Source organism: Luteococcus japonicus, assembly GCF_003752415.1.
Classification (GTDB): domain Bacteria; phylum Actinomycetota; class Actinomycetes; order Propionibacteriales; family Propionibacteriaceae; genus Luteococcus; species Luteococcus japonicus.
Window position 1 is genome coordinate 1,738,835 of the sequence record NZ_RKHG01000001.1, and the last position, 25,790, is coordinate 1,764,624.

The window sequence follows — 25,790 nt, forward strand, 5'->3', positions numbered from 1 at the left end:
GTCGAGTCAGGTACGGGCGCGCCGCTCAAGCCAATCCGGATCAGTCGTCCTTCTCGCCCCGGTCATCGTCCTTGTCGTGAGCACCGTCATCCTTGTCGTCAGTGTCCGGGTCGCTGTGCTCGTCCCGTTCATCCGCGGAAGCCGTGGCATCGTCGGACTCCGCCTGGCTGTCCTGCATGACCTCCCCTTCGGTCAGCTGCGCGGGATGTTGCGCAGGTTGGACCGGGCCATCTTCACCACCTCGCCGGCACCTCCGTTGAGCACGGTGCGGCTCATGGCCGTGGCGAAGCCATAGACCTGGTCCAGGGTGATCTCCGGCGGGATGGACAGCGCATTCGGATCGGTGACCACCTCCACCAGGACGGGGCCGGGGTGGTCCAGCGCCTCGCGGTAGGCCTTCTCCAGGTCCTTGCCGTCCTCGACCCTGATCCCCTTGATCCCGACAGCATTGGCCACGGCCGCATAGTTCGCGTCGGGCACGTCGGTTCCGGAGCTGGGCAGCCCGTTGACCAGCATCTCCAGCTTCACCATGCCCAGCGTCGAGTTGTTGAAGCAGACCACCTTCACCGGCAGCTGGTATGCGGCGATGGTGAGCAGTTCACCCAGCAGCATCGACAGTCCGCCGTCGCCACTGACGCTGATCACCTGGCGCTCCGGGTAGGCGAACTGGGCGCCGATGGCGTGCGGCAGCGCATTGGCCATGGAGCCGTGCAGGAAGGACCCGATCAGCCGCCGACGGCCATTGGGCGTCACGTAGCGCGCGGTCCAGACATTGCACATGCCGGTGTCGGCGGTGAAGACGGCATCGTCACTGGCCATGTCGTCCAGCACCGCCATGGCGTACTCCGGGTGGATGGGCGTCAGCTTCCTGGCATTGCGGGTGTAGGCATTGGTGCCCTTGTCCACGATCCTGTGGTGCTTCTTGAGCATCTCCTTGAGGAACTTGTCCTTGCGCTTGTTCTTCACCAGAGGCATCAAGGCCCTCAGCGTGGGCAACACGTCACCGTGCACCGCGACATCCACGTCGGTGCGACGGCCCAGATGCTCGGCGCGCCGGTCCACCTGCGCGGTGCGCACGTCGGGCAGGAACTGGTCATAGGGGAAGTCCGTGCCGAGCAGCACCAGCAGGTCCGCGCCCTCCATGCCGTCGGCCGCCGCGCCATAGCCCAGCAGGCCGGTCATCCCGACGTCGTAGGGATTGTCGTACTGGATGAAGTCCTTGCCACGCAGGGAATGGCCGACGGGGGCATTGATCCTGCCGGCCAGATCCACCACCTCGTCGTGGGCGCCCTGGACGCCGGCTCCCGCGAAGATCGCGACCTTCTCCGCCGCATTGATGGCGTCGGCCAGCTGCTGCACCGCGGCCGAGGAGGGGTGGAGTTCTCCGCGCTCGACAGGCGTGTGCAGCGGCGCGTCGTCCGTGGCTTCCTGATCCGTCACATCAGCGGGGATGGTGACCACCGCGACGCCCTGCAGCGTGACGGCGTGCTGGATGGCCGCCTGCACCACCCTCGGGGACTGCTGCGGGGTGCTGACCATCTCGCAGTAGACGCTGCACTCGGTGAACAGCCGGTCCGGGTGGGTCTCCTGGAAGTAGCCCTGACCGATTTGCGAGCTGGGGATGTGGGAGGCGATCGCCAAGACCGGGGCACCGGAGCGGTTTGCGTCGTAGAGACCATTGATCAGGTGCAGGTTGCCCGGCCCGCAGGACCCCGCGCACACCGCCAATTCACCAGTCAGCTGGGCATCCGCGGCTGCAGCGAAGGCGGCAGCCTCCTCGTGCCGGACGTGGACCCAGTCGATGCCGCCCTTGCCCGAACCGCCGGTGCGGCGCACGGCGTCGACGATCGGATTCAGGGAATCGCCCACGATGCCGTAGACCCGCCGGACTCCGGCGGCCTGGAGTTGAGCGACGATCTGGTCAGCGAGCTTCATGGAGGGTGCCTTCCGTACCTGACGGGGACTCTTGGCGCCCCCACCTACGTCGCCACGATACGTCGCCGAATTTCACCATCTCGAGTCTTTCGGCCAGCGGCGAACGTGGAGCCCGGCCACTCGTGGAAACCGAGCTCGACGCGACATCCGGTCCCTAGTGCGGGTCATCGCCCCGGCGACTTCGGTCCCCGACGCCTTCGGTGTCCCTACTGCTTCTGGACCTGGGGCGGTTTCCCGCCGGAGCAGCCGCCGATTGCCAACCACAATCCCCGGTTCGCGCCCGCCATCCACCCCACCCTGGAGGTGGGCACCCGCGCCCTGCTGTCCGCCACCCTCGCCTGTCTTGATGGTGCGCGATGACTGCTACTGCCGCCGGTGGGGTGCTGTTGGCGGCCGGCAAGGTGGCGCTTCCGCTGATGCTGGTCGGCCGTGCCGTGTCCATGTGGTCCATCGGCACCTTCGGCTGATCCAGCATGGCGGCACTGTTCGGAGACTTCCTGGCCACCAATCTTGGCTGGCACTACATCTTCTGGACCTCGATCATCGCGTCGGCGCTGTCCTTCGTGATGATCTGGGGCACCTCGGAGAGCAAGGCGGAGCAGACCGCGACCACCCGCTTCGACATCGTCGGCCTGTTGGTCTTCATGATCACGGGTGCGCTGCTGTCCAACTTCGCCGTCAACATGACCATCGGCATGCTCATCGTCAGCCAGCAGATGCTGCAACTGGCCCGTCCGGAGCGCTTCGACGCCTGGCACGCGGGGCTGCTGACGCTGGGCTTCGCGATTGCCGTGATCAGCTGCATCCGGATTGGCGAGAAGTTGCTGCAGCGCTTCGGCCCGCAAGCCGATGATGTGGGGCGCGATGATCCTGGGCCTCTGCGCCCTGCTGCTGATGCAGACGCAGGTGCTGGTGGGCACCTATGTGGTGCTGGCCGTGATCGCCTATGTGCTGTTCGGCCTGGGGCTGGCCTTCTACGCGATGCCCTCCACGGACGCGGCCCTGTCCAACCTGCCACCCGCTCAGTCCGGCGCCGGTGCCGGCATCTACAAGATGGCCTCGAGCCTGGGCGCAGCGATCGCGGTGCTGCCCGAAGAGGCGCTGCTCGGCGGCCGTGCCGGGGTGACTACCGGCGTCGGGACCGGCGTCGGTTCAGGATCCTGGCAGCCGGCCAGTGACACGAGCATCCCCACGCCGCAGACGATGGCGCAGGTTCTGGTGAACGAACTCATCGTGCTCCCTCCCGCGACGTGCCCCGCATGCCGATGACCTCATCCCAGCACAAGACCATTCCGCTGACGCCCATCCATGCCCAAGGAACCTCATCCGCATCCACGGGGCCCAATCCGCACGGTCGACCATGCGGATGAGGCCCCCACGGTGCGGATCGCGAGAGCTGCCGAGGCCCTGTCGCGCGGCCGGTCAGCTGGTCCAGGCGCGCCAGAGGCTGGCGTACTGGCCCTCGAGGGCCATCAGCTCGTCGTGGCTGCCCAGCTCCGCAATCCGACCGTCGATCACCACCGCGATCCGGTCAGCGTCGTGGGCGGTGTGCAGCCGGTGAGCGATGGCCACCACGGTGCGGCCGTCGAGCAGGCTCGCCATGGAGCCCTCCAGGTGCCGTGCCGTCTTGGGGTCGATGAGGCTGGTCGCCTCGTCCAGCACCAGGGTGTGCGGATCGGCCACCACCAGCCGGGCCAGGGCGACCTGTTGTGCCTGCGCCGGGGTGAGCACCTGCTTGCCGGAACCCACCAGGGTGTCCAGCCCTTCGGGCATCCGCTCCACCCATTCGACGGCGTCGACGGCGCGCAGCGCGTCCCAGACCTGCTCGTCGGTGGCCGTGTCCTCCCTGGCCAGGACGATGTTGTCCCGCAGCGAACCGACGAAGACGTGGTGCTCCTGGGTGACCAGGGCCACCTGGGTGCGCAGCTCGGCAAGAGGCAGCTCCATCACGTCGACACCGCCGACGCTCACCTTCCCCTCACGCGGTGCATTGATGCCACTCAGCAGCCGCGCCAAGGTCGACTTCCCGGAACCGGACGGCCCGACGATGGCCAGCCGCTCGCCGGGACGCAGGTCCAGGTTGACCCCGTGCAGCACGTCGTGCCCCTCGCGGTAGGCGAAGCGCAGGTCCTTGGCCAACAGGTGGTCACCGACGGGCTGCTCACCGGTCGCCTCGCGGTCCTGTGGTACCGCCGCGATGCCCAGCAGGCGGGTGGTGGAGGCCATGCCCACCTGCAGCCGGTCCAGCGTCTGGATCAGCCGGTCCATCGGCTCGATCAGCTGCTGCACGTAGATGGCGGCCGCGGTGATCTGGCCGAGGCTGACCAGGCCGTGGGAGTGACCCCAGGCCCCCAGCAGCACGATGAAGACCAGCGGCCCCTGGTAGGCGTAGTCGACGGTGAGGAACATCTGGTTGCGCAGCGTCATCGTGTAGCGCTCCGCCTGGGCGGAGACCTCCACGTCCTCGTCGGTGCGCCCGGTGCGGTGGTCCTGCAGCCGCAGGGCCTCGACGGTCCGGGCGCCCTCCACCGTCTCGGTGAGGCCGGTGTTGATCTGCGAGTAGGTGCCGCCCTCGGTGATGTAGCCCATCGGGGCCTTGCGCAGGTAGCCGCGCGCAACGATGCCCAGCAGGAGCATGGAGGCAACGCTGGGCAGCGCCAGCAGCCATGAGTTGAGGAACATCGCCACCATGGTCAGCACGGTCATCACCGACGCGATCACCAACTGCGGCAGCGCCCAGCGAACCGCCCCGGACATCGTGGACACGTCACGCGTCACGCGGGTGACCAGATCACCGCTGGAGGCGCGTTCCACAGTCGACAGGGGAAGGCGAAGCACGAAACGCACCACGTACTCGCGTGCCTCGGCCAGCATGTCCTGGCCGAAGACGGCGCTGATCCGTCGCGCGCCGAAGGTCAGCAGCGTCTGCACCAGCACGACACCGACCACCATCAGGGCGATCCCGTCCAACTCCTCGGCCAGACTTGCACCGCCGGCTGTGGCGCGGTCCACCAGCCCACCGAGCAGCCGCGGGACCAGCAGGCCGGCGACGGCCGCGAGCGCATTGAAGGCCACCAGCCCGACGGCCACGGCTCGACGCTTGCCGAGCATTGCGCGGATGAAGGCGACGACGTCCGAGTCAGGGGCGACGGGCAGGCCACGCTCCGGGGAGCGGGAGGCCTGGTAGAAGTCCCGGGCGCGTGCGGCCCGCAGGTCACGGCGGTGCCGCCAGCCGCGCAGCCGCAGGGCAAGCGGCACGCTGGTGTCCACCCGCAGCACGTCGGGGATGTCGGGGTTGGGCGCGCCATGCTCCCGCCAGGTGCTCGCCGAGCTGGCGAGCAGGTCCTCGGTGCTCATCGGGTGCCTCCTTCCTGGGATGCCTCGTCCTCCATGCCGCGCGCGACGACTGCGCGGTAGTCAGCACTGCTTGTCAACAGCTGGGCGTGGCTGCCCCGCACTGTGGCCCTGCCCTCCACCAGCAGCACCACGTCATCCGCGTGGTGCAGGAGCAGCGGCGAGACGGTGGCGACGATCGTCGTGTGTCCGCGGCGGTGCTGCGCCAAGCGCTCCGCGATCCGCGCCTCGGTGTGCGCATCGACCGCGGAGGTGGGTTCCACCAGCACCAGCACCTCCGGGTCCGCGAGCAGTGCGCGGGCCAGCACCAGACGCTGCCGCTGACCGCCGGACAGGCCGCGTCCGCGCTCGTCGAGCACGCCCTGCCATCCCCCGGGAAGCGCGTCGTAGACATCCTCCGCATTGGCGGTGCGCAGCGCCCGCTCCGCCTGCTGGCGCGTGGCGCGGCCATGGGGATCCACCAACTGCTGCAGGCTTCCGGCAAAGACCTGGGCCCCGGTGTCGGCCACCAGCACCCGGGAGCGCAGCTCGTCGAGCCGCACCTGGGAGAGGTCGACGTCGCCGAAGCTGACGCCCCAGTGCTCGCTGGCTCGCTTCTCGTCGGCGGCCACCAGCGCGGCGCGCTCCGCCTCGCGTTCGGCCCGCGCCTTCTTGGCGGCCTTGCCCTTGAGCCCCTCGTCGATGGACAGCGGCACCGGGTCGGTCTGGCTGGGCAGGTAGCGCCCGATCCGGTCAGCCAGGGCCGCCGAATCGTCAGGCACGGCGCTGACCACGACGGTCATCCGCCCCGGGTGGGCGACGAAGCCCGTCTGTTCGTCGGTGATCACGGCGTCGGCCGGCAGCGGCTGCGCCTCGGCAGGGTCCTGCCACGGCGGCTGCTGGGCCATCACGGCGATGGTCTTGCGCGCGGCCACCAGGCCCTGCACCCACTTCTGCACGAACTCGAAGAAGGTGCTGATGGGCCAGACCATGAAGATGGCGTAGCCGAAGAAGCTGACCAACTGCCCGATACTCAGCTGCCCGGCGAGCATCTCCCGGGTGCCCAGCCAGGTGAGCACCACCAGCAGCAGCCCGGAGAGCAGCACGCTGAGGGCGTCGACGGAGGCCTGCCAGGTGCCGGCGCGTACGCCGGCGCGGCGGACCCGCTGCGACTGGGTGGCGTAGTTGTCCCCGAAGGTCTGCTCGCCGCCGATGCCGCGCAGGATCCGCAGGCCCGCGACGATGTCGGTGGCCATGCCGGTCAGTTCGCTGGAGCGGCTGCGCTCGGAGGCCTGGGCGCGCTGCAGCGGCTTGAGCAAGGGCGATGCGGCGCCCACCAGCAGGGGGGCGGCGATCAGCGTGACCAGCCCGAGCTTGGTGGACTCACCCAGCACCAGGATGGCGACGAAGATGAAGGCGGCCAGCGCGGCGATGGCGCGGCCCACCACCTCGAAGACCATGCCGAAGGTCTCAGCGTCGCCACCGGCGATGGACAGCATCTCCCCGGACGGCGTGCGACGGGTGGCGACGTGACCCAGCTGGGTGCCCTTGCGCAGCACCAGCTTCATGGTCCGGTACATCATCACCAGGAATCCGGTGACGGCGCTGGTGTGCATCAGGGTGCCGCCCACCACGCCGATGGTGATGCTCAGCATCATCAGGCCCGCCCACGGAAGAGTCGCGACCACGCTGCCCTTGCTCACGCCCTCGTCGATGGCGCGGCCCAGCAGCCACGGGTTCACCGCACTGGGCAGGAACCACAGACCGCCGACGAAGGCGCTGGCCAGCACGAGGTCCAGCTGTTGGCGCAGCATCCAGCGCAGGAAACGCGCGGGGCTCCGGGTGTCGGGCTCGTCGGCGGACGCGACGCTGTCCGCGGCGGCCTGGCCAGTGCTGGTCAGGGCGTCACGGGTGCGTTGGCTGAAGGCCTGGGTGGCCGGAGGAAAGGTCTGCATGGCAGGAATGACACTAGGGGCTGCCGCTGACAGTTTCACCCGAATTTTTGGACCCCGCAAACACGGATCAGGTGGGGATGCTCCCGGATTCGACATCGCACTCGTCACCGATCTGCACAGGCGCAATGTGCCCCTGCTCGCGGAGCTTGAGCAGCTCGGGCAGCACCCTGTCCCGGACATCCCACGGAGAGAGCGTGTTGAGGTAGATCTTCGTGTCACCCTCGAAGCCGGCCAGCGTGGAGATGCGCCACTTGAGCACGATCCGCCATGGGATCGTCTCCTCTCCCACCGACCCGACGCCGTCCTCCAGTGCCGGAGGCCGGTGGTGCCACTCCTCATTGCAGGACAGCTTGCGGCCGCCGGCCGCGTGGATGGCGTGCAGGATGTCGGCCATGCCGTCGCGCTCCTCGTCGGACAGCAGCCAGGGCTCCCGCCGCGGGGACAGCGAGTAGATCTCCACCGACGGATAGCGGTGTCCGAAGCCGGCGAAGGCGACGGCGTGGTCATTGGCGGCCAGCATCAGGCCGTGCCGCAGGGCCATGTCCAGGCCGAACTCGTTGAAGGCGTTGGGATTGCGGGCGAGAGCCCGGGCGGAGGACGCGACGTGCTCCCCCACCTCGTCGATCGCGACGACCTGCCGATGCAGGTGCTCGAAGGACGCCCCGGCCGGCTTGAGCCAGTTCTGGAAGACCGAGACATAGCGCGCCGCGCGATTGGCCGCATAGAGGTCCGCCATGGCCTGCACCGTGAAGGCGACGTAGGCGCGATGTTCGTCGACGGACAGCCGCCCCGATGAGGCCAGGTCACTGCTCTGCGTCGCGCCCTCGACGTGGTGTCTGCGGGGAATGACCAGTTCGTGAGTGGTGCCGAACCAGCCCAGGGCAGCCTGCCGCAGGTCGTCGACGGAGGGCACTGCGCCTCCGGTGAAGCGGGAGCGCAGCATCCAGACCCGACGCAGGTGCTCACGCCCCGCCTCCTCGGACAGGTACTGCTCGACGCGTTCGACCACCTCCTTGCCCGGCTCCACCCCGTGGTTGAGCCGCCAGTAGTCCAGGGAGCAGATCTCGAAGAGGTTCGGGACACGACGGAAGCAGGCCTGCGTGGCGTCGAGCTCGTCGGCCGACAGCCCCGTCAGGGTCCGCCACCCCCGTCCCTCTCGCACCAGGCGGGCGCGCTCGGGCGGATTGTCCAGGTGGTGCCCCGGGCAGAAGGCGCAGCCGGGAACACCACCATCCGGCGGCAGTGGCGTGGGCTCGTCGAGGCTCGCCGGCAAGGGACGCTTGCCACGCCCCGGCATGGTCCAGACCTGCGTCCCCGTGAAGGGATTGCGCTGCTTCACGGTGCCGTCGGGAAGCCGCTGCAGGAGCTCGTCGTGTGCACTCACCCAGACAGACTATTCAGCCACGGTGCTCACACCCGGAGCACAGTGCCGCCCATCGGCGCGGAAGGCCCGTGATCGACACGGATCATGAAGGTGAACCCCACGTTGCGCAACAATGAACGGCGGCCGACAAATCATCCACGAATTCCCACGAGAAGATCCACGGTCATCATTTCCAGAATTACGCATGTCACATGATTGCGTGACACACGAATACGTCTCACAGTGAAGACAAATGGTCACTCAATGACCCCCGCACATGGCAACATCTGGTTCAGGAGATCGCCAGCTTGATCGCGCCGCCACACGGACTACTCAACATGGTCTTTTCATTGTGGAACAGGGATCGCGGAGACCTTATTCCAAGGTTCAAGCAGAATTCCGCGAGAAGTTGAGTACGGGTACTCAGCTTCCATGAGTAGACCCACACACGTGATTTGGGTATTTCGCACCCCCGCTGGAGACTTTCCCCCATTGTCAATGCTGACAGTCTTGGGATGCGCCGCACAGACGACCATTCCCACGGGAACCCACATGGCCATCACCGCGTCGCAGGGAAAGTTCACCCGCTCATCCCGCACCTGAAAGTTGCAGCGAAAGACATGACACTCCAGACCAGTTCCGTCACCCCGGCCCAGGCCTGCGTCGCGCTTGCATCCGTCTTCCAGCACCCCCTCCTCGAGGACCAGGCCCCGGCCACCACCGCCGAACAGCGCCACCTCCAGGCCAGCCTGATCCGTCAGGCAGACCAGGCCTGCATGAGCTGCCCGCTGCTGGAACGATGCTTGTACAGCGCCGTCGTCGAACACGATGTGGCAGGGCACGTCGCCGGGACCTCCCCGGCACAGCGCCAGGCCATTCGAGCCCGCCTCGGGATCCGCGTGAAGCCCGAGGACCTCGACTCCTTCGCCGGCGTCGTGGCGCCCAATCGCCAGATCGACCCGCACGAGGTCGTCAGGATGCGGGCCGCGAACCCGCACGACTCGCTCGAGAGCATTGCCCAGCGCCTGGGCTGCAGCCTCTCGACGGTCAAGAGGCACCTGCGCCGGGCGCGCAACAATCCCCTCCCCAGCCGTCCCTTGCACAGCGTGCGGCCCAGCATGGAGCAGGTCCTGCAGGCCGCACGCGAGGTGCTCCGACGCCCCGGAAGCCGACGTCGAGCCGCGTGAGCCGAGCTTCCCAGACAGCGTCGACAAGCACGGGAGCCGCAGCATCCACGCTGCGGCCACCCGTGCTTAACCATCTGGTCACCAGTGGCTGGCATCCTCGTCACATGAGCTGGCAACCACACATGGTGGCCCTGGACATCGACGGGACGCTCGTCGACCACGAGGGACATCTGCCCGATCCCATCCGCGAGGCCGTCGACCGCATCAAGGCCGCCGGCATTCCCGTCGTGCTGGCCACCGGCCGCGCCTGGGCGGACACCGAACCCATCTTCGAAGCACTCGACCTGCCTCCAGGCCCGGCCGTCACCTCAAATGGCGCCGTCGTGATCGACTTCCCGCCCTACCGGCTGCGCAAGCAGGTCACCTTTGACCCGGGCCCCGCAATCCAGAAGGTGCTTGCCAAGCATCCCCACATGCGGGTGGCCGTCGAGGATCCGCGCGGGGGATACCGCCTCAACGAGCTCTTCCCCGACGGGGACCTCACCGGCGAGATGCGGCTGCAGACCGTCGAGGAGCTGTGCGCCGAACCCGTCACCCGCGTGATCATCCGCGACCCCAACTCCTCCAGCGAGGACTTCAAGAAGATCGCCCGCGGCCTGGGCATGCGGGGCGTGAGCTACTTCATCGGCTGGTCCGCATGGCTGGACATCGCGCCCGTCGGGGTCAACAAGGCAACCGGTCTCAAGGAGGTCTGCGCGGAGTTCGGCGTCAAGCGCAAGCACGTCCTGGCCCTGGGCGACGGCCGCAATGACACGCACATGCTCAAGTGGGCCGGCCGCGGCGTGGCCCTCGGCGACGCCCCCGACGAGGTCAAGGAGTGCGCGGACCACGTCACCGGCAGGTTCGCCGACGGCGGCACCGGGGAGGAACTGTCCCGCTGGTTCTGACCCTCGACGGGGCCGTGACCGTGGGAGGACGTGCACGGCGACTGGGACGGACCGTGCCAGGGGAGCATGAGGCGGGAAACCTGGTCGAGGCCGATGCTGACGAAGGTGTCGTCGGCCAGGCTTCCCACGGCCACCACCTCCTCGCCCTTCAACTGGCCCAGCCGCGACGGCACGCTGGCGCTCGTTGCACCAGATGCGTTGGCCGTCGTCGTACATGCGGGAGCAGCGGGGCACCCGACGCACCTTCCCGTCGGCCAGATTGATGAAGGCCGTCGGGCCTGCCCCCCACGGCGCCAGCATCGAGTCCGCCTGCCGGAACCGCACCTTCTGCAGGGCAAGGCCGTCGGGCGGTGACAGGTCCGGCCGGTACACGAAGCGGTTTTGGCTGAAGAAGCCCAGGTGGAGGGCCTGCTGGGCCAGGCCACCCGCCACACCGGCGTGAGCGACGAGGAATAACCGCTGACCACCAGGCGGGGCGCGGGCTGGCGCTGTTCCACCAGCACGAGGCGATCCTGGCGGACCGTCAGCATGGCGAGCCACGCGTCGACGTCGCGCTGGGCGAGGATCTTGCCGGTGGCCGGGTCCAGCAGTTGCAGCCGCCACGGGGTGGGCAGGCCGGTGCGGTCGTCGCTGGCCAGCGAGGAGGCGCAGGCCAGCCTGTCGCCCAAGAGCTGGGTGGCGCACAACCCGAAGGGCATCTCACGGTGCCAGAGCTGCGGCCGGTGCCGGCGTCGCGGCCGTGGACCCGCACCTTGGCATCCGGAACCCGTGGCTTGGCGGCGATCCCCGTCTGGCCGGTCATCACCACCCAGACGCCCTTGGCTTGTGGGGTCGCGGCGCCATCGGCGGACCCATCCGGGGAGAACAACAATCGTGGGGCGTCGAGCTCCGGGCGCAAGACCTTGGCCCGCACGGACCAGCGGTACTCGGCGATCTCCTGTGCCGGTGGTGCGGGCGCCATGGCCGAGGAGGGCAGGGGCGAGGGCAGATAGGGCCGCGGCGTGTTCACGGGACCGCCCAGTGTCGGGGCATTGGAGGGCACCCAAGGTCCGGCACATCCTCCGGTTCGGGAGCCTGGGGGCGCACCAGCCAGCCCACCATCAGCGAGGCCGTGAGGGCCACTGCGGCCATCCAGGCGGCCATCCGCAGCGGAGCGGGGCGCCTTCGACGAGGCGGTTCCGACGGGGAACTCGGCAAATCGGACCGGGGCGCTTGTCCCCACTCCAGGATCCACGCGGGGCTCGACGCCCGGGTCAACTGCCCCGGTCCACTTCCCCGAGTTGGATCCAGAAGAGCCCTCCGCCCCAGACGCAATCGAGCCCGGTTCGCCCAGCGGCCGCAACCCGTGGGGACGGGTGAAGCTGGAGGGTTCGCCGGGCTCGTGCTGGCTCACAGGGCCATCAGGCCTTCGGGGTCATCTTCTCCATGCCGCCCATGTAGGGGCGAAGGGCCGGCGGGACGTACACCGAGCCATCGGCCTGCTGGTGGTTCTCCAGCAGCATGATGATCATCCGGGTCATCGCGCACAGGGTGCCGTTCAGCGTGGCCAGCGGGCTGACCTCGCCGTCCTTGCGCTGGCGGATGTTGAGACGACGGGCCTGGAACTCGGTGCAGTTGGAGGTGGAGGTGATCTCGCGGTACCGGTCCTGAGTCGGCAACCACGCGTAGCAGTCGTACTTGCGGGCGGCGCTCAGACCCAGGTCACCGGAGGCGACGTCGAGCACCTGGAAGGGCAGCTCGAGGGCCGTGATGAACTCCTTCTCAAAGCCCAGCAGCTTCTGGTGCTCCGCCTCGGCATCGGCCGGGTCGCAGTAGACGAACATCTCCCACTTGTCGAACCAGTGCACACGGAAGATGCCGCGGGTGTCCTTGCCATAGCTGCCGGCCTCACGACGGAAGGCGGGGCTGTAGCCGGCATAGTGCAGCGGCAGTTTGTCGGCGTCGATGATCTCGTCGGAGTGGTAGGCGGCCAGCGGGACCTCGGCGGTGCCGACCAGGTACAGGTCGTCGGCCTCCAGTCGGTAGACGTCGGCGGCGGCCTGGCCCAGGAAGCCGGTGCCCTCCATGGCCGACGGCTTGACCAGCGACGGCGGGATCATCGGGGTGAAGCCCCATTCCAGGGCCTTGGCCATGGCGAACTGGCTCAGCGCGAACTCCAGCTGCGCGCCGACGCCGGTGAGGAAGTAGAAGCGGCTGCCGGAGACCTTGGCGCCGCGCTCCATGTCGAGGGCGCCGAGCATCTCGCCCAGCTCCAGGTGGTCGCGGGGCTCGAATCCCTCCGCGGCGAAGTCACGCGGGGTGCCGATGGTCTCGACGATGGTGCCCTCGTCCTCACCGCCGGTGGGGACGCCGTCGATGACGAGGTTGCCGAGCTGCTTCATCAGCTCCTCGAACTTGACGCCGGCCTCATCCGCCGCGGCCTGGGCGGCCTTCACGTTGGCGGACAGCTCCTTGGTGCGGGCCAGAAGCTGCTGCTTCTCCTCGCCCTGGGCCTTTGCCACCTGCTTGCCGAGGTCCTTCTGCTCGGCACGCATGGTCTCGAAGGCCTGGATGTTGCCGCGACGGGCCTCGTCGGCGGCCAGCAGCTCGTCGACGACCTCACCAGAACCGCCGCGCGCAATCTCGCTGCGTCGGATGCGGTCAGGGTCGGTGCGCAGGAGCTTCGGATCGATCATGGGCACAGCCTACCCACCGTCGGCCCGCGAGGGCTCGCGGGTTCTGGGCCTCCGGACAGCGTGGCAGAATCGGCCCATGCCCAGCCCTCGGAGGATCGCGATCCGCGTGCGTCGCCACTTCGCGCCGCACGTGCTGGGCGCGGCACTGGCGCTCTTCGTGCTGTGGACCTGGCTGGCCCTGGGCACCAGCCTGCTGCAGCCGCTGGATGACCTGTCCCGCACGCACTACCTGGCAGCGGGTTCGGGCGCCGCGCAGATCTGGTCCGCCATCGCCGTCGTGACGCTGCCGGGCGTGCTGGCGACGGTCCTGGTCATTGTCGCCGGCTGGGCGTGGCGACGCCGGCTGCGCAACCTGACTGCGGCCCTGGTGCTGTCCGTGCTCTTCTCCTGGGGCGGCAACTTCCTGCTCAAGCACCTGTTCACCCGGCCACGGCCCAGTTCCCCGCTGGCCGACGTGATCACCCACTCCGGCTGGTCCTACCCCAGCGGCCACATGACGATGGCCACCACCGCGGCCCTGATGGTGATCGCCACCACGACCACCACCCGCCAGCCCTCAGACGTGCGTTACCTGGCGCGGGTGCTGGGTGGGCTTGGCGTCGCGCTGGTGGCCTGCGACCGCTTCGTGATGAATGCCCACTGGCCCACCGACATCGTGGCCGGCTTCCTGATGGGCCTGGTCTGCGCCAGCCTGGCGAGCATCGTGGCGCGGGTGCACATGCTGCCCATCCCCCGTCGACGGATCGACCAGCCGCAGCCCCGCACCTGCGCGATCGTGTGGAACCCGTCGAAGGTGATCGACCGCGCGAGTTTCCGCCGCACGGTGGAGTACGAGTTGGAGCACGGGGGCTGGGAGGACCCGCTGTGGATGCAGACCCGTCCCGATGACCCGGGCTACTCCATGACCCGCACCGCCATCGAGCGCGGAGTGGACCTGGTGCTGGTGGCCGGCGGCGACGGGACCGTGCGCATCGTGTGCTCCGAGCTGGCCGGCAGCGGCATCCCGCTGGGGATCATCCCCGCCGGCACCGGCAACCTGCTGGCCCGTAACCTGGACATCCCCCTGGACGAGGTGGCCGCCGCCCGTGTCGCATTCGGCGGCATCGCGAAGCCCATCGACCTGGTGAAGGTCACCATTGACGGCGACGACTCCACCGCGGAGCACTTCGCGGTGATGGCCGGCATCGGGATCGATGCCCGGATCATGGAGAACACCCGGCCGGAGCTGAAGAAGACCGTCGGGTCCGCCGCCTACTTCCTGGCCGCCGCGCAGGAGATCAATGCCGAACCGATGGACCTCACCTTCCAGGTGGACGGCCAGCCGCCCGAGCGTCGACGGGCGATGATGGCGGTCGTCGGCAATGTGGGCATCCTGCAGGGCGGGCTCCAGCTGATCCCCCGCGCGTCGGCCACCGACGGACTGCTGGACCTGTCCATCGCCTCCCCCCGCAACCACATCGACTGGGCCGCGATGGCCACCCGGGTGATGGCGCTGCGCAGCGAGCGGGTGAACCGGGTGGACCAGATCCAGGCCCAGCGGGTGCGGATCAGCGTCGCCGAGGAGATGCCCTATGAACTCGACGGGGACACTGCCGGGCGCGCCACGGTCTTCGAGGCCGAGGTGGTTCCCCAGGCGCTGCTCCTGATGCAGCCCTGAGGTCTGGACGGCGCTGACTCAGTCACGCACCCTCGCGCCTTCGGAGGCCGGGCGACCCAACGCCAGTCCGGCCGGAACCATCACCGCGAGACCCACCACAGCCAGCACCACCAGCGCCAAGGACGGCAGCAGCAGCACCCGCGACGGGGCGGCGGCGTGGCCGGCGAGCACCTCGTCGGGCACGATCGCCTGCCCCAGGCCGAGCCCTCGGGAGTAGGTGAAGGCAAGCCGCAGCCGGCCGGTGGTGCCGTCGCCCAGCACGAAGTCCCCCTCGTCCCTGGGGTCGAGCCCCAGCACCCGGGCCTGGCAGTCCTCCAGCGCGATCGCCTGCCCCGTCAACTGGCGGGCCTGACCCCGCTGCACATCCGGGTCGATGGCGCGGTCCACAGGGCCGTCAGCGTACGGTGCCCGCGGTCGGGGCCGTCGACCCCTTCCGGGCGGCGCTTCGCGAGCACCGGTCTGACCTGGTGATCCTGGATGTGCGGATGCCGCCGACCTTCACCGACGAGGGGATCCGGGCCGCCGTCGAGGCCCGCCGCCTGCACCCCGGGCTGCCGGTGCTGGTGCTCTCTGCCTGGGTGGAGCAGTCCTTCGCGACGCAGCTGATGGCCGACGGAGCGCATGGCATCGGGCAACCAGGCCATCGCCGCCCGTCTGGTCGTCACCGACGGGGCGGTGCACGAACACATCCGCAGCATCTTCAACAAGCTGGACCTGCCTCCCGACCACGAGTCCGACCGTCGTGTGGTGTCGGTACTGAGTCATCTCCGGGCGACGGGGGTGGGACGCGGAGGCAAAGCTCTCCCCTGACGAGGGCATCTGCGCAAGAATGAGCCCAAGCGCCACACCGAGGAGGCATCGTGACACCGACGTCCCGACCCGAGATCCCCGCCTCCGAACTTGCCCAGCGCATCGGCGACGCCATCCGCCCCGCCGTGCAGAAGGCCTGGACCAGTGACCGGGTGCAGATGCTGCGCCGGGTCATCCAGGGCGCGCACATGCCGAATGCGTCGGGCCAGAAGCTGCTGACCGCCCATCACGAAGTGGTGGTGGCCAACCGTGCCGAGCGGTCCGCGACGACGACGCTGGTGGTGGAGGCCACCGCCGAGGACGTGCGCGGCTGGTCCATCTCCGTGGACCTGGCCCAGCAGCAGGTCAGCGCAGAAGCGCTGCTGGGCTGCCGTTTGGGGCGCGTCATCCCCGTCGACGAGGGCGCCCAGGTCTACGAATTCCTCTTCGAGCCGCCGTTGGCCAAGAGTGACAACCGCCGCACCCAGCACCGGCTCACCTTCACCGGCGACGCCGAGTGCACCACGACCGGATACTCCCTGAGCCGCCCCGCGCAGTTGCTGACCCTGACCGTGAATTTCGAGGGTGAGCAGCCGAAGAAGGTCTGGCAGACCACCAAGGGCGCGCAGGAGGACGCCGAGACCAAGGTGGTGCAGGAGTTGTCCGTCGCCCCCATGGTGGAGGTGGTGCTGTCCAACCCCGGCCCCGGCCTGCACGCCCTCGAGTGGGAGTGGTGAACCGGGGCCGCGGGTGATGCCAGCGGACCTCAGGAGGCGATGGCGCTCCAGTCCTGGCGCTTGCCACCAGGTCATCGCGCAGCACGCCCGAGGAGGGCTCCGGTACGGGCGCCGGGAGCATGATGGACTCCAGTGCGTCGGCCACCAGGTCCTCTCGCGAGGCCCAGCGACGATAGACCGTCGCCTTCCCCACCCCGGCGCGCGCCGCGATGGCCCCCATCGTGAGGTCCGGATAGCCACCCTCCACGATCAGGTCCAGCGCCGCCTCGATGATCCGCACGTCGCGCGCCACGTCCCGGGCCGGACCCGACGATCCACCCGGCCGCTGGCGTGGTGTGGCCAGTGATGACCTGGACATGCGCCCGACCGTACCCCACGAACCACGGCACGGGTTCGACCACCATCCGACGCACATTGAGGTACTCACGGACACATTGAGGTAGCTGTGGACACCTCAATGTGTCCGTGTGTGCCTCAATGTGCTGCCGGCAGGTTGCCCGTCAGCCGGGCGCGCTCGACGAGCAGGGCCAACTGGACCCGGGAGTCGGCGCCGGTCTTGTCGAAGATCCGGTTGAGGTAGGTCTTCACCGTCGCCAGGGACAGGAAGAGCCCCTCCGCGATCTCCGCATTCGCCAGCCCGTCGGCGACGCCGAGCGCCACCTGCAGCTCCCGTTCGCTGAGCTCGGCCAGCACCGAGGCCTCGTGCCGGGGCTGGCTGGTGCGGGCGGCCAGCCCCACCACTCGTCGCAGCACTCCCGGGGTGAAGTGCAGTTCCCCGCGGGCGGCGGCGTGCACCGCGTCGACGAGTTCGGCCGGCGGCGCACTCTTCAGCAGGAAGCCCTGTGCGCCGGCGTCCAGGGCGTCGGCGACGAAGTCCTCGGTGTCGAAGGCGGTGAGCATCACGACGGCCGGGGCCTGCGGCAGCGCGCTGATCCGGCCGGCCGCCTCAATGCCATCCATCCCGGGCATCCGGATGTCCATCAGGACGACGTCGGGCCGCAGCGCCTCGACGGCCTGCACCGCGGCCAGGCCGTCGCCGGCCTCACCGACGACGCTGATCCCCTGGTTGCCGTCCAGCACCATCTTCAGGCCGGCGCGCACCAGCATCTCGTCGTCGACGAGCAGCAGCGTCATGGTCACGTCCATGGCACCCATGCTTCCAGTTCGTGCCTCCCGCCGACGACGCCATGCCGCATGCGCCCGCGAGCCAGCCGCAGCCGTTCGTCCAGACCCACCAGTCCGTGCCCGCCGGCCAGGCCGCTGTCCCGCTGGGAGATGTTGTTGCGGACCAGGACCGTCGCCCCGGTCTGGTCCGCGGTGATCGTGACGGTCACGGGCTGGTCCGGAGCGTGCTTGATGCAGTTGGCCAACCCTTCGCGGACGGTCTGACCCAGGGCCGCGGAGCAGCGCGTCGGCAGGCTGTCCAGCCGGGCACGCACCTCCTCGTCGAGGTCCGCATCCACGCGCAGACCCGCAGCCCTGGCTCCGACGAGGATCGCGTCGAGGTCGGCGAGTGTCGTCGGGAGCGCCCGGTCCGAGGTGTCGTCGCGCAGCAGGGTGAGCAGGTCGCGGAGCTCCTCGCTGGCGGTCTGGGCGGTGTTCTGGATCAGTCGCGCCGTGTCCGTGATCCGCTCGGCGGGCAGGTCCGGGCGCACCGACAGTCCTCCGGCATGTAGGGAGATCACGGCCAGCCGATGGCTGAGGGTGTCGTGCATCTCCCGGGCAATGGTGGTGCGTTCCTCGGCCCTCGCCATCGCCACCGTCGCGGCCTGTTCCCGACGCAGGGTCTCCGCCTGCTGCCGGTAGGAGTCCACCAGCACAGACTTCTGACCCCGATACATCCCCCACAGGTTCAGCCCGGCGACCACGCCCAGCATGACGGCGACATCCGGCAGCGCCAGCCGCGAGCCCGGCATCACCAGCATGGACACCAGCCCCGCCGCGATGGCCAGGGCGTCGACGCCCACCAGCCACCGCCGGTCACGCCAGGAGGAGATGGTGACCAGGGCGTGCACCACCGAGGCGAAGGACCATGCCGACAGCGCGCTGCAGGCCACCACCACCAGACCGGCCCCACCCGCAACCCGTCGGCGACGGCTGCGCACCAGGGGAACCAGCAGGCAGGTCAGCTGACCGAGCAGGGTGTCGATGCTGAGCAGGGCGGACTCCCGGGGCGGAATGTTCTCCATGTCCGGGTAGAGGTCGTTCACCGTGAAGAAGAAGAGCCCCGCACCCACGATCCAGAAGAGCAGCACCATCGCCACGGACTCGACGTGATGCGGCCAGCGTCGGGGCGTCGACGGGGGCAGGGCGACGGTGGACATGACCACCAACCTAGGGCTCGTCGGCCCCCGTGGCTGTCGGCCGAAGGTTGACCCACAGACCAACTGCTCGGCTGGACGGTCGTCGTCGCCCGGCTGCCCATGTGCCGCGCGCCCCGAGGCGAGGCTGGATGCCATGACGAAAAGCCCTGGCACCCTGCGCCCTGAACCCCTGCGCTACCACCGCCTCGCCCGTACCTCCCCCGGGCTGGTGGAGGCCACTGACCGCGCTGTGGCTGGCCGTGGTCGCCTACATCGGGCTGGTCGTCACCGCGGTGGTGGTCAGCGTGCTGGTGGGGATGGCACGTCCCGAGTGGGAACGTGCGATGGACCGGGCCATGAACGATCGCCTGGCATGCCGTCAACAACCTGTTCGCCTTCGGGTACCAGACGCTGGGCCTGGTGGACCCGGCTGCGCCGATCACCGCCATCGCCGGACTGACGGACCTGGCGATGAGCCTGGCCATCGTCGGGATGCTGGAGTGGCTGTGGCGCAGCCGTTGGTCGGCTCGATTCCACGCGGTGCGTCCGGCCGTCGAGGCGCCCACTACGGTGAAGGCATGTACGTCCCCAACCACTTCCGCCTGCCCGACGAGTACACCAGTCACCTCCTGACCACCGCCCGGGCCGGCAACCTGGTGACCTGCCATGACGACGGCCCCGACGCCACGCTGGTGCCCTTCTTCCACGACGCCGAGCGCGACGTGCTGGTCACCCACCTGGTGCGGAACAACCCGCAGGCGGTTCGTCCGGTGAATGGCCCGGCGATGGTGGTCCTCGACGAGGCCGACGCCTATGTCTCGCCTCTGTGGTACGCCACCAATGAGAAGCTGCCGAATGTGCCCACCTGGGACTACATCACGGTGCATGTCTGGGGCACGATGCGCGTCGATCCCAGCCCGGCCGCGGCACTGGAGGCCGCCCGTCGGCTCACCGGACAGTTCGAGGGCGGCGACGTGCTGGACATGGTGGGGCAGCAGAAGCTGGAGCGAATGGCGCGTTCCATCGTCGCGGTGGAGGTGTCCGTCGAACGCATCGAGGGCAAGGCGAAGATGAGCCAGAACCGGCACCCCGACGACATCCGCAGCCTGGCCGAGGCCCTGGAGGCCAGCGGTGAAAGCGAGCTGGTGAACTACCTGCGCACCGTCAGCCTCCCGCACGCCGAAGAACGCTACGCCCTGATCTCGGAGCTGCGGGGCGGCAAGGCCGTCGACGTCCGGCTGAGCCCCGCCGACTGACGTCTCCCCCCGGCGATTGCGGGGGCGGGCTGGGCAAACTGAGAGCCCAGAGGGGACCAGGACGGGATTGGAACGTGCCAACCGCGATTCTGGCTCTCAGTTTTGGGACCCACCCCCAGATCAGGCGTTGGCCTCGCACCAGGCCTTGAAGGTCTCCATCGAGCGCTGGGTATTGGTCCGGAAGCCGGTCTGCCCCTGCTCCCCGATGCCTTCCACCATCCCGGGCGGCAGGTGGAAGATGTGCTCCGCGGTCCACTGAGTCCTGCCATCGGGCAGCTCGACGAAGCGGTTGTGCACCACATTGCGCACCGGCCCCAGCAGGTAGACGACGTCGAGGTGCTCCTCGTCGCGGCGCTCCACCTTCTCGATCATCTCCCCGGACCCGGGAACCCCGTCGAAGCGCAGCTCGCTCACCGAACCGGGCCGGCCTCGTTCGCCCTCGACGGCCCGGTAACTCGCCAGGCCGGGCATCCATTCGGCGGCACGGTTCCCGTCGGCCATCAGCTCGACGACCCGCGCGCGAGCCACGGCAATCTCCACCTCACAGGTGTACTGCATGGTCATCAGTCGTCCTTCCCGGTGGCGCGCAGGGTCTCCAACCAGCTGGCCGCCGCCTCGTGGTCGGCGTCGGTGCACCCCGCGGGAACCCGCGGCTTCACCCGGTCCGCGCGGGCATAGGAGCCCAGGAAGACCACCTTCTTGCACACCCGGTGGAGACCCATCAGCGCCTCGGCCATCCGGGAATCCAGCAGGTGCCCCTCAGCGTCGATGCTGAAGCAGTAGTTGCCGAGCGTGGTCTTGGTGGGACGCGACTCGATCCGGCTCAGGTTCACCCCGCGCATCGTGAACTGGTCCAGGATCTCCTGCAACGCACCGGGGTGGTCCTCACGCATGTAGGCCACCAACGTCGTCTTGTCCGCGCCGGTCCGCTCGGTGGGCGGCCCCTGCCTTGCCACCAGCACGAAGCGGGTCACCGCGGCCTCATTGTCCGCAATGCCCGAAGCCAGCGACTCCAGCCCGTACAGATCCCCGGCGACGGCCGCGCAGATGGCGGCATCGTGCCGGGAGCCAGGGTTGGCGACGTCTGCCGCGGCCGCCGCCGTCGAGCCGCCTTCCGTGACGTGGGCGCACGGACAGTTGGCCGCCACCCAGTCCCGGGTCTGGTTGTAGGCGTGCGGGTGGGTGAGGATCTGGCGCACGTCGGCCAACGAGGTTCCTGGCCGCGCATAGAGGCCGAACTGCACCGGCAGCAGCACCTCCCGGATGATCATCAGCCGGTCCCCGGCGGCCAGGTTGTCCAGTGTTGCGGAGACCCCACCCTCTACCGAGTTCTCGATGGGAACCAACGCCGCACTCACCTCACCGGCGCGGACGGCGTCGAGCGCCTGGGCCACAGTGCCGAAGGGGCGCGCCTCGTCGGTGCTGACGCTCAACAGCGCCTGATGGGTGAAGGTTCCGGCTGGGCCGAAGTATCCGAGCATGACCGGGATTCTAGGCCGCGTTGACCCGCCAGGAGATTTTCGACGGATGGCGGGAACCATTCGGCCCCGGGCCACGACAGGTGGGGAGTAGTCGTCCTCCCACTTTCAGGAGCCCAACCCATGTTCACCCTGTCCGCAGTCCCCGTGAAGTTCGTCGCTCTGCTGATCCTGTTCGCCTTCACGACGGTCTTCGAGACCTACCGCGTGGTGCGCGCCACCAACGGCACCCAGCGCACCTCGCACCTGCTGCACCTGGTGATGAGCGTGATCATGCTGCTGATGGTGCCCAAGAGCTGGTGGGTCCCCTTCCGCAATGTGGTTCCGGTTCCCGTCTCGATCTTCCTGATGGTGCTGGGCGTGCTCTGGTTCGGCTACCTGGCGGTGACCGCAAAGCCCGGGCACCGCGCACACCCCACGGGCTGCGCCCTGATGTTCGCCGCGATGGTCTGGCACCTGGCCGCGATGATGGTCAAGATGCACAACATGGCCGGCATACAGCACGGGTCCAACCAGATGGGTGGCATGAACCACGGCTCGATGGGCGGAATGCAGCCGCAGATGGCCTCCGGTGGCCACGGCACCCTGTGGTGGATGGCAGTGCTCGGCCTGCCGCTGATGGCCTACCTTCTCTACGCCTCGGTCCGGGCCCTGGCGGTGGCCTTCCGTCAGCCGGCGGCACGCCTGTCCTCGCTCAGCGACTTCGCGATGAACTTCGGCATGTTTTGGATGAGCACCGGGTTGCTCGTGCCGGTGCTTCCCTTCTTCTCCCACCTGGCCTTCTGAGGCGTCTCGCACACAGGAGGCGATCGAGCGGTGGGGGTCGTGGTGGTGCCCTGGGGCGAGCCCGGGGCGCCACCACGAGCCCCACCGCGTCCGTCGAGCTACTTGAGCAACTTGCTCAGGCGGCGGTCCGCGAGCACCTTGCCGCCGGTCTGGCAGCCCGGGCAGTACTGCAGTGACGAGTCGGCGAAGCTCACCTGGGCGATCGTCGTGCCGCACACCTCACAGGCCTCGCCGGCGCGGCCGTGCACCCGCAGGTGGCTGCGCTTGTCGTCCTTGAGCTCCTTCGCCGCCAGCCCAGAGGCCCGCTCGACGGCTCCGGCCAAGGTGCTGCGCAGCGCCGCGTACAGGGTGGCGCGTTCCTCGTCGTCCAGGCTGGCGACGGGTTTGAAGGGGCTCAGCCGGGCGACGTGCAGGATCTCGTCGGAATAGGCATTGCCGATCCCCGCGATGGTGCGCTGGTCCCGCAACACCCCCTTGATCTGGGCCTTGCCGGCGGCGTCCAGGATCTGGCCGAAGACCTCCCGGGTGAAGGCCTCCGAGAGTGGGTCCGGACCCAGTGTCGCAATGGCCGGTACATCCTGCGGATCCGCGACGACGTGCAGGGCCAGCTTGCGCTGGGTGCCGGCCTCGGTCAGGTCGAAGCCCGCGTCGTCGTCGAGCACCACACGCAGGCTCAATGGGCCCTTGCCCGGCTTCGGGATCCCGGTGGGCGCCACGTCGTGCCACTTCACCCAGCCCGCCCGGGCCAGGTGGAAGCACAGATGGGTGCCCTGCGCGTCGACGTCGAGGAACTTCCCGTGCCGGGAGACCGCGCTGATCTCCAGACCCAGTAGGGATTCCAGGGGCATCTCGAAGGTCTTCAGGGCGCTGAAGGCCGTCAGGTGGATGCGGGCCGCACCACGCCCCACCAGCCTCTCTTCCAGGAAACCGCGCAGGGCCTCCACCTCGGGCAGCTCAGGCATCGTCGTCCTCCCGTGTCTGCTTGGTCTGCAGGGGCTCGGTCTGCAAGGCATGCAGGGCCAGGAGCTCATCGCCGGTCATCGGGGAGGCGGCCCGAGCACCATCCCAGTCGACGGGCGGCAGGTCCAGGGCCTGGTCCACCAGCCCCAGGTAGGCCACACGCTCCACCTCCGTGACGCCCAGGCTGGCCAGGTGGTCCGTGCGCCACTGCACGTCCAGCACCCGCGGCTCCATCCCGGCACGCAGTTCGGTGACCAGCCTGACCAGCGCCACCTTGGACGCGTCACGCCCCCACTGCGGGTGGTGGAACATCGACTCCCCGGCGAACAATCCGCCGATCGCGACACCGTAGAGACCCCCCACCAGGCGCCCCAGCTCGTCCCAGACCTCGACGGAGTGCACCAGGCCCTGCGCGTGGAGGTTGGTGTAGACGCCGCGGATCGCTTCGTCGATCCAGCCGTCGGGACGGTCAGGGTCCGAACAACCTGCCAGCACCGCGTCGAAGTCCGCATCGACGGTGGTGGTGTAGCGCCGCGCCATCTTGCGCAAGCTGCGCGGCACCCGCAACGCATCCAGCGGCAGGAGGCCCCGCTGCATGGGTGACCACCAGCCCATCTCCCCCTCGAAGCCCGTCTCGTGCAGGGGCATGGGAAAGACGCCGGAACAGTAGGCCGCGAGCGCCAGCTTCTCGTCGAACTCGTCGGAGAAGGCGATCAGGTCCTGTTCCGGCCATTGGGTCCAGGGACCGAAGACATGGGCCAGCACATCTCCGAGTGTGGCACTCGGGTCCGACAATTTCGCGTCGCGTGCCGCCCGGTCCACGGCGCTCGAGGTGGTGGATCCGCTCGGGTTCTTCACCCCCGAGTGGGTTTGTGGGATCCGAGTGGGTTGCAACACACGCGGACCGCACAAACCCGAGCGTCCTTCGGGCGGCCCCTCGACAAGCTCGGGGAACGTGGAGACCACAGCTCGGGGAACGTGGGGACCGCAGCTCGGGAGTCCCGCGTTGAACGTCACCGCTGGTCGCGGGGCACCCACTCCACCTCGTCGGGGCCGACGTAAACCTGGCGCGGGCGGTAGATGCGGCCCGCGGGGTCCTCGGTGGCCTCCTTCCAGTTGGCGATCCAGCCGGGCATCCGGCCAATCGCGAACATCACCGTGTACATGTTCAGCGGGATCCCGACGGCGCGCAGCAGGATGCCGGAGTAGAAGTCGACGTTGGGGTACAGCTTGCGCTCCACGAAGTAGGGATCGTTGAGGGCGACGTCCTCCAGCTCCAGGGCGATGTCCAGCAGCGGGTCGTGCACGCCCTGGGCCTGGAGCAGCTCGTCGACGGCCGTCTTGAGGATGCGGGAGCGCGGGTCGAAGTTGCGGTAGACCCGGTGCCCGAAGCCCTGCAGCTTGATGCCGGTGGACTTGTCCTTGACCTGCGCCACGTACTCCGCGGTGCTCATCCCGGAACGGTGGATCTGCTGCAGCATCTGCACCGCGGCCATGTTGGCGCCGCCGTGCCGCGGGCCCCAGAGCGCGGCCACGCCTGCGGAGCAGGCCGTGTAGAGGTTGGCCTGGGAGCTGGCCACCATCCGCACCGTCGAGGTGGAGCAGTTCTGCTCGTGGTCGGCGTGCAGCACGAAGAACAGGTTGAGCGCGCGCTGCACCTCGGGCGTCGACTCGTAGTTCCTGTAGGGCAGAGAGAACATCATGTGCAGCAGGTTCTCGACGTACTTCAGGTCGTGCCGGGGGTAGATCAGTGGCTCGCCCTTGTGCGTCTTGTACGAGGCGGCGGCGATGGTGCGCACCTTGCTCATCAGGTGCGCGGTGGCGTGCAGGAAGCTCTCACCGTCGGTGATCCGCGGGCGCGTGTGGGTGCTCATCGCGTTGATCATCGAGTTCATGATGGCCATCGGGTGGCCGCTCTCGTGGAAGGCCTCGAAGTGCTTGCTCATGTCCGGGTGCAGTGCGGAGGACTCGCTGAGCAGCTCCGAGAAGTGGTCACGTTCGGCCTGGGTGGGGAGTTTGCCGAAGATCACCAGCCAGGCGGTCTCGACGAAGGAGGACTTGCCCGCGGCCAGCTGCTCGATCGGAATGCCTCGATAGCGAAGGATGCCTCGCTCTCCGTCGATGAAGCTGATGGCCGACGAGCAGGACCCGGTGTTGCCGTAGCCGTCGTCGAGCGTGATCAGGCCGGTGGTGGCCCGCAGCTTCGAGATGTCCAGGGCGCGCTCGCCCATGGTCCCCGTCACGACGGGCAGTTCGTAGGTCTTCCCGTCGATGGTCAGGGTTGCGGTCTGGCTGGTCATGGCAGGCTCCGTCTCCGTACCGGTGGTGGCACCGTCCCATCGTCCGTCCGCCGACGGATCCTGAGACTGAAGGACCACATCGTGGGCCTCCATTGCGCCGACGGCGAATGGGGACCGTTCAGGGCAGGCACGCCTTCTGACGCCACCACGCAGCGACTACCGTTGGTGGGAGCAGCATCAGGCCCCGTG

At 68.8% G+C, this 25,790-nt stretch carries 24 protein-coding genes and 2 pseudogenes; 10 read left to right on the top strand and 16 right to left on the bottom strand.

What is annotated here, in order from left to right; genetic code table 11:
* Window positions 1–40 precede the first annotated feature (40 nt).
* The 3 genes from EDD41_RS16830 to EDD41_RS08490 all read right to left on the bottom strand — a co-directional run bounded on the left by EDD41_RS16830 (window position 41) and on the right by EDD41_RS08490 (window position 2,740).
* Window positions 41–178: a hypothetical protein gene (locus tag EDD41_RS16830; RefSeq protein ID WP_170165293.1), complete on the bottom strand. Its 138-nt coding sequence runs from the start codon at window positions 176–178 to the stop codon at window positions 41–43.
* A 14-nt stretch (window positions 179–192) separates the two neighbouring features.
* On the bottom strand, window positions 193–1,935 hold the full coding sequence (locus EDD41_RS08485) for a pyruvate dehydrogenase (RefSeq protein ID WP_123575585.1): 1,743 nt from the start codon (window positions 1,933–1,935) through the stop codon (window positions 193–195).
* A gap of 520 nt (window positions 1,936–2,455) precedes the next feature.
* Window positions 2,456–2,740 (bottom strand): hypothetical protein, encoded by a 285-nt coding sequence (locus EDD41_RS08490; RefSeq protein ID WP_123575586.1) that lies wholly within the window; start codon window positions 2,738–2,740, stop codon window positions 2,456–2,458.
* A gap of 59 nt (window positions 2,741–2,799) precedes the next feature.
* Between EDD41_RS08490 and EDD41_RS08495 the strand changes: the two genes are divergently transcribed.
* Window positions 2,800–3,204 (top strand): MFS transporter, encoded by a 405-nt coding sequence (locus EDD41_RS08495; protein WP_148060513.1) that lies wholly within the window; start codon window positions 2,800–2,802, stop codon window positions 3,202–3,204.
* 153 nt (window positions 3,205–3,357) lie between these two features.
* On the opposite strand, the gene EDD41_RS08500 is transcribed toward EDD41_RS08495, so the two are convergent.
* The 3 genes from EDD41_RS08500 to EDD41_RS08510 form a co-directional block, all read right to left on the bottom strand.
* Window positions 3,358–5,292, bottom strand: coding sequence for an ABC transporter ATP-binding protein (locus EDD41_RS08500; RefSeq protein WP_123575588.1), 1,935 nt, complete (start codon window positions 5,290–5,292; stop codon window positions 3,358–3,360).
* Entirely contained in the window at window positions 5,289–7,223 is a 1,935-nt protein-coding gene (locus tag EDD41_RS08505; RefSeq protein WP_123575589.1) for an ABC transporter transmembrane domain-containing protein, read from the bottom strand. Before EDD41_RS08505 ends, EDD41_RS08500 begins: the two co-directional genes overlap by 4 nt.
* A 67-nt stretch (window positions 7,224–7,290) precedes the next feature.
* Window positions 7,291–8,607 (bottom strand): DUF4921 family protein, encoded by a 1,317-nt coding sequence (locus EDD41_RS08510; protein ID WP_123575590.1) that lies wholly within the window; start codon window positions 8,605–8,607, stop codon window positions 7,291–7,293.
* A gap of 599 nt (window positions 8,608–9,206) precedes the next feature.
* On the opposite strand from EDD41_RS08510, the gene EDD41_RS08515 reads away from it, so the two are divergent.
* The 3 genes from EDD41_RS08515 (at window position 9,207) to EDD41_RS16585 (ending at window position 11,014) form a co-directional block, all read left to right on the top strand.
* The gene (locus EDD41_RS08515) at window positions 9,207–9,773 is read left to right on the top strand and encodes a WhiB family transcriptional regulator (protein WP_094765510.1); all 567 of its coding nucleotides are present in this window, start codon (window positions 9,207–9,209) and stop codon (window positions 9,771–9,773) included.
* A 122-nt stretch (window positions 9,774–9,895) separates the two neighbouring features.
* Window positions 9,896–10,660: an HAD family hydrolase gene (locus tag EDD41_RS08520; RefSeq protein ID WP_211336721.1), complete on the top strand. Its 765-nt coding sequence runs from the start codon at window positions 9,896–9,898 to the stop codon at window positions 10,658–10,660.
* A gap of 93 nt (window positions 10,661–10,753) precedes the next feature.
* The gene (locus EDD41_RS16585) at window positions 10,754–11,014 is read left to right on the top strand and encodes a hypothetical protein (protein ID WP_148060514.1); all 261 of its coding nucleotides are present in this window, start codon (window positions 10,754–10,756) and stop codon (window positions 11,012–11,014) included.
* Window positions 11,015–12,060: 1,046 nt separating this feature from the next.
* Here EDD41_RS16585 and serS read toward each other — a convergent pair.
* Window positions 12,061–13,335, bottom strand: coding sequence for a serine--tRNA ligase (serS, locus tag EDD41_RS08525; protein ID WP_123575593.1), 1,275 nt, complete (start codon window positions 13,333–13,335; stop codon window positions 12,061–12,063).
* 76 nt (window positions 13,336–13,411) lie between these two features.
* On the opposite strand from serS, the gene EDD41_RS08530 reads away from it, so the two are divergent.
* The gene (locus EDD41_RS08530) at window positions 13,412–14,992 is read left to right on the top strand and encodes a bifunctional phosphatase PAP2/diacylglycerol kinase family protein (RefSeq protein ID WP_170165294.1); all 1,581 of its coding nucleotides are present in this window, start codon (window positions 13,412–13,414) and stop codon (window positions 14,990–14,992) included.
* An 18-nt stretch (window positions 14,993–15,010) separates the two neighbouring features.
* Here the strand turns inward: EDD41_RS08530 and EDD41_RS08535 are convergent, their stop codons facing one another.
* The gene (locus tag EDD41_RS08535) at window positions 15,011–15,379 is read right to left on the bottom strand and encodes a hypothetical protein (RefSeq protein ID WP_094765515.1); all 369 of its coding nucleotides are present in this window, start codon (window positions 15,377–15,379) and stop codon (window positions 15,011–15,013) included.
* Window positions 15,380–15,477: 98 nt separating this feature from the next.
* Here EDD41_RS08535 and EDD41_RS17965 point away from each other — a divergent pair.
* The 3 genes and pseudogenes from EDD41_RS17965 to EDD41_RS17505 form a co-directional block, all read left to right on the top strand.
* Window positions 15,478–15,558: pseudogene (locus EDD41_RS17965) on the top strand (DNA-binding response regulator); the annotation flags it as partial.
* 55 nt (window positions 15,559–15,613) lie between these two features.
* A complete protein-coding gene (locus EDD41_RS17500; protein WP_245995578.1) occupies window positions 15,614–15,802 on the top strand; it encodes a helix-turn-helix domain-containing protein in 189 nt (62 codons plus the stop codon).
* A gap of 50 nt (window positions 15,803–15,852) precedes the next feature.
* Entirely contained in the window at window positions 15,853–16,518 is a 666-nt protein-coding gene (locus EDD41_RS17505) for a hypothetical protein (RefSeq protein WP_245995579.1), read from the top strand.
* A gap of 151 nt (window positions 16,519–16,669) precedes the next feature.
* On the opposite strand, the pseudogene EDD41_RS18160 reads toward EDD41_RS17505, so the two are convergent.
* The 3 genes and pseudogenes from EDD41_RS18160 to EDD41_RS08555 form a co-directional block, all read right to left on the bottom strand.
* A pseudogene (locus EDD41_RS18160) lies at window positions 16,670–16,933 on the bottom strand (helix-turn-helix domain-containing protein); the annotation flags it as partial.
* Window positions 16,934–16,992: 59 nt separating this feature from the next.
* Window positions 16,993–17,664 (bottom strand): response regulator transcription factor, encoded by a 672-nt coding sequence (locus EDD41_RS08550; RefSeq protein ID WP_245995580.1) that lies wholly within the window; start codon window positions 17,662–17,664, stop codon window positions 16,993–16,995.
* Complete coding sequence (locus tag EDD41_RS08555; RefSeq protein ID WP_170165295.1) at window positions 17,655–18,842, bottom strand: sensor histidine kinase; 1,188 nt, start codon at window positions 18,840–18,842, stop codon at window positions 17,655–17,657. Before EDD41_RS08555 ends, EDD41_RS08550 begins: the two co-directional genes overlap by 10 nt.
* A gap of 557 nt (window positions 18,843–19,399) precedes the next feature.
* Between EDD41_RS08555 and EDD41_RS08560 the strand changes: the two genes are divergently transcribed.
* Window positions 19,400–20,077 carry an FMN-binding negative transcriptional regulator gene (locus EDD41_RS08560; protein WP_094765667.1) on the top strand — a complete coding sequence of 226 codons (678 nt, stop codon included), beginning with the start codon at window positions 19,400–19,402 and terminating at the stop codon, window positions 20,075–20,077.
* A 120-nt stretch (window positions 20,078–20,197) separates the two neighbouring features.
* Here the strand turns inward: EDD41_RS08560 and EDD41_RS08565 are convergent, their stop codons facing one another.
* Window positions 20,198–20,641 (bottom strand): SRPBCC family protein, encoded by a 444-nt coding sequence (locus tag EDD41_RS08565; protein WP_123575595.1) that lies wholly within the window; start codon window positions 20,639–20,641, stop codon window positions 20,198–20,200.
* Entirely contained in the window at window positions 20,641–21,558 is a 918-nt protein-coding gene (gene pheA, locus EDD41_RS08570; protein ID WP_094765518.1) for a prephenate dehydratase, read from the bottom strand. The genes EDD41_RS08565 and pheA overlap by 1 nt, the downstream gene beginning before the upstream one ends.
* Window positions 21,559–21,678: 120 nt before the next feature.
* Here pheA and EDD41_RS08575 point away from each other — a divergent pair, with 120 nt between their 5' ends.
* On the top strand, window positions 21,679–22,341 hold the full coding sequence (locus EDD41_RS08575) for a DUF5134 domain-containing protein (RefSeq protein WP_123575596.1): 663 nt from the start codon (window positions 21,679–21,681) through the stop codon (window positions 22,339–22,341).
* Window positions 22,342–22,439: 98 nt separating this feature from the next.
* Here the strand turns inward: EDD41_RS08575 and EDD41_RS08580 are convergent, their stop codons facing one another.
* From EDD41_RS08580 to EDD41_RS08590, 3 genes are all read right to left on the bottom strand, one after another.
* Window positions 22,440–23,303, bottom strand: a complete 864-nt coding sequence (locus EDD41_RS08580) for an Fpg/Nei family DNA glycosylase (protein ID WP_094765520.1) — start codon at window positions 23,301–23,303, stop codon at window positions 22,440–22,442.
* Window positions 23,296–24,159, bottom strand: coding sequence for a leucyl/phenylalanyl-tRNA--protein transferase (gene aat / locus EDD41_RS08585; RefSeq protein ID WP_245995581.1), 864 nt, complete (start codon window positions 24,157–24,159; stop codon window positions 23,296–23,298). The genes EDD41_RS08580 and aat overlap by 8 nt, the downstream gene beginning before the upstream one ends.
* A gap of 155 nt (window positions 24,160–24,314) precedes the next feature.
* Window positions 24,315–25,601 (bottom strand): citrate synthase, encoded by a 1,287-nt coding sequence (locus EDD41_RS08590; RefSeq protein WP_123576954.1) that lies wholly within the window; start codon window positions 25,599–25,601, stop codon window positions 24,315–24,317.
* Window positions 25,602–25,790: the final 189 nt, after the last annotated feature.

Coding starts and splice junctions, on each gene's coding strand:
- pheA (WP_094765518.1), bottom strand. CDS start 21,558: ATGCTCGGATACTTCGGCCCAGCCGGAACCTTCACCCATCAGGCGCTG.
- EDD41_RS08495 (WP_148060513.1), top strand. CDS start 2,800: ATGATCCTGGGCCTCTGCGCCCTGCTGCTGATGCAGACGCAGGTGCTG.
- serS (WP_123575593.1), bottom strand. CDS start 13,335: ATGATCGATCCGAAGCTCCTGCGCACCGACCCTGACCGCATCCGACGC.
- EDD41_RS17500 (WP_245995578.1), top strand. CDS start 15,614: ATGGCATCGGGCAACCAGGCCATCGCCGCCCGTCTGGTCGTCACCGAC.
- EDD41_RS08550 (WP_245995580.1), bottom strand. CDS start 17,664: ATGGACGTGACCATGACGCTGCTGCTCGTCGACGACGAGATGCTGGTG.
- EDD41_RS08485 (WP_123575585.1), bottom strand. CDS start 1,935: ATGAAGCTCGCTGACCAGATCGTCGCTCAACTCCAGGCCGCCGGAGTC.
- EDD41_RS16830 (WP_170165293.1), bottom strand. CDS start 178: ATGCAGGACAGCCAGGCGGAGTCCGACGATGCCACGGCTTCCGCGGAT.
- EDD41_RS08575 (WP_123575596.1), top strand. CDS start 21,679: ATGTTCACCCTGTCCGCAGTCCCCGTGAAGTTCGTCGCTCTGCTGATC.
- EDD41_RS08505 (WP_123575589.1), bottom strand. CDS start 7,223: ATGCAGACCTTTCCTCCGGCCACCCAGGCCTTCAGCCAACGCACCCGT.
- EDD41_RS08530 (WP_170165294.1), top strand. CDS start 13,412: ATGCCCAGCCCTCGGAGGATCGCGATCCGCGTGCGTCGCCACTTCGCG.
- EDD41_RS08565 (WP_123575595.1), bottom strand. CDS start 20,641: ATGACCATGCAGTACACCTGTGAGGTGGAGATTGCCGTGGCTCGCGCG.
- EDD41_RS08515 (WP_094765510.1), top strand. CDS start 9,207: ATGACACTCCAGACCAGTTCCGTCACCCCGGCCCAGGCCTGCGTCGCG.
- EDD41_RS08490 (WP_123575586.1), bottom strand. CDS start 2,740: ATGCAGCTGATCACGGCAATCGCGAAGCCCAGCGTCAGCAGCCCCGCG.
- EDD41_RS16585 (WP_148060514.1), top strand. CDS start 10,754: ATGCTGACGAAGGTGTCGTCGGCCAGGCTTCCCACGGCCACCACCTCC.
- EDD41_RS08500 (WP_123575588.1), bottom strand. CDS start 5,292: ATGAGCACCGAGGACCTGCTCGCCAGCTCGGCGAGCACCTGGCGGGAG.
- EDD41_RS08560 (WP_094765667.1), top strand. CDS start 19,400: ATGTACGTCCCCAACCACTTCCGCCTGCCCGACGAGTACACCAGTCAC.
- EDD41_RS08520 (WP_211336721.1), top strand. CDS start 9,896: ATGGTGGCCCTGGACATCGACGGGACGCTCGTCGACCACGAGGGACAT.
- EDD41_RS08580 (WP_094765520.1), bottom strand. CDS start 23,303: ATGCCTGAGCTGCCCGAGGTGGAGGCCCTGCGCGGTTTCCTGGAAGAG.
- EDD41_RS08555 (WP_170165295.1), bottom strand. CDS start 18,842: ATGTCCACCGTCGCCCTGCCCCCGTCGACGCCCCGACGCTGGCCGCAT.
- EDD41_RS08590 (WP_123576954.1), bottom strand. CDS start 25,601: ATGACCAGCCAGACCGCAACCCTGACCATCGACGGGAAGACCTACGAA.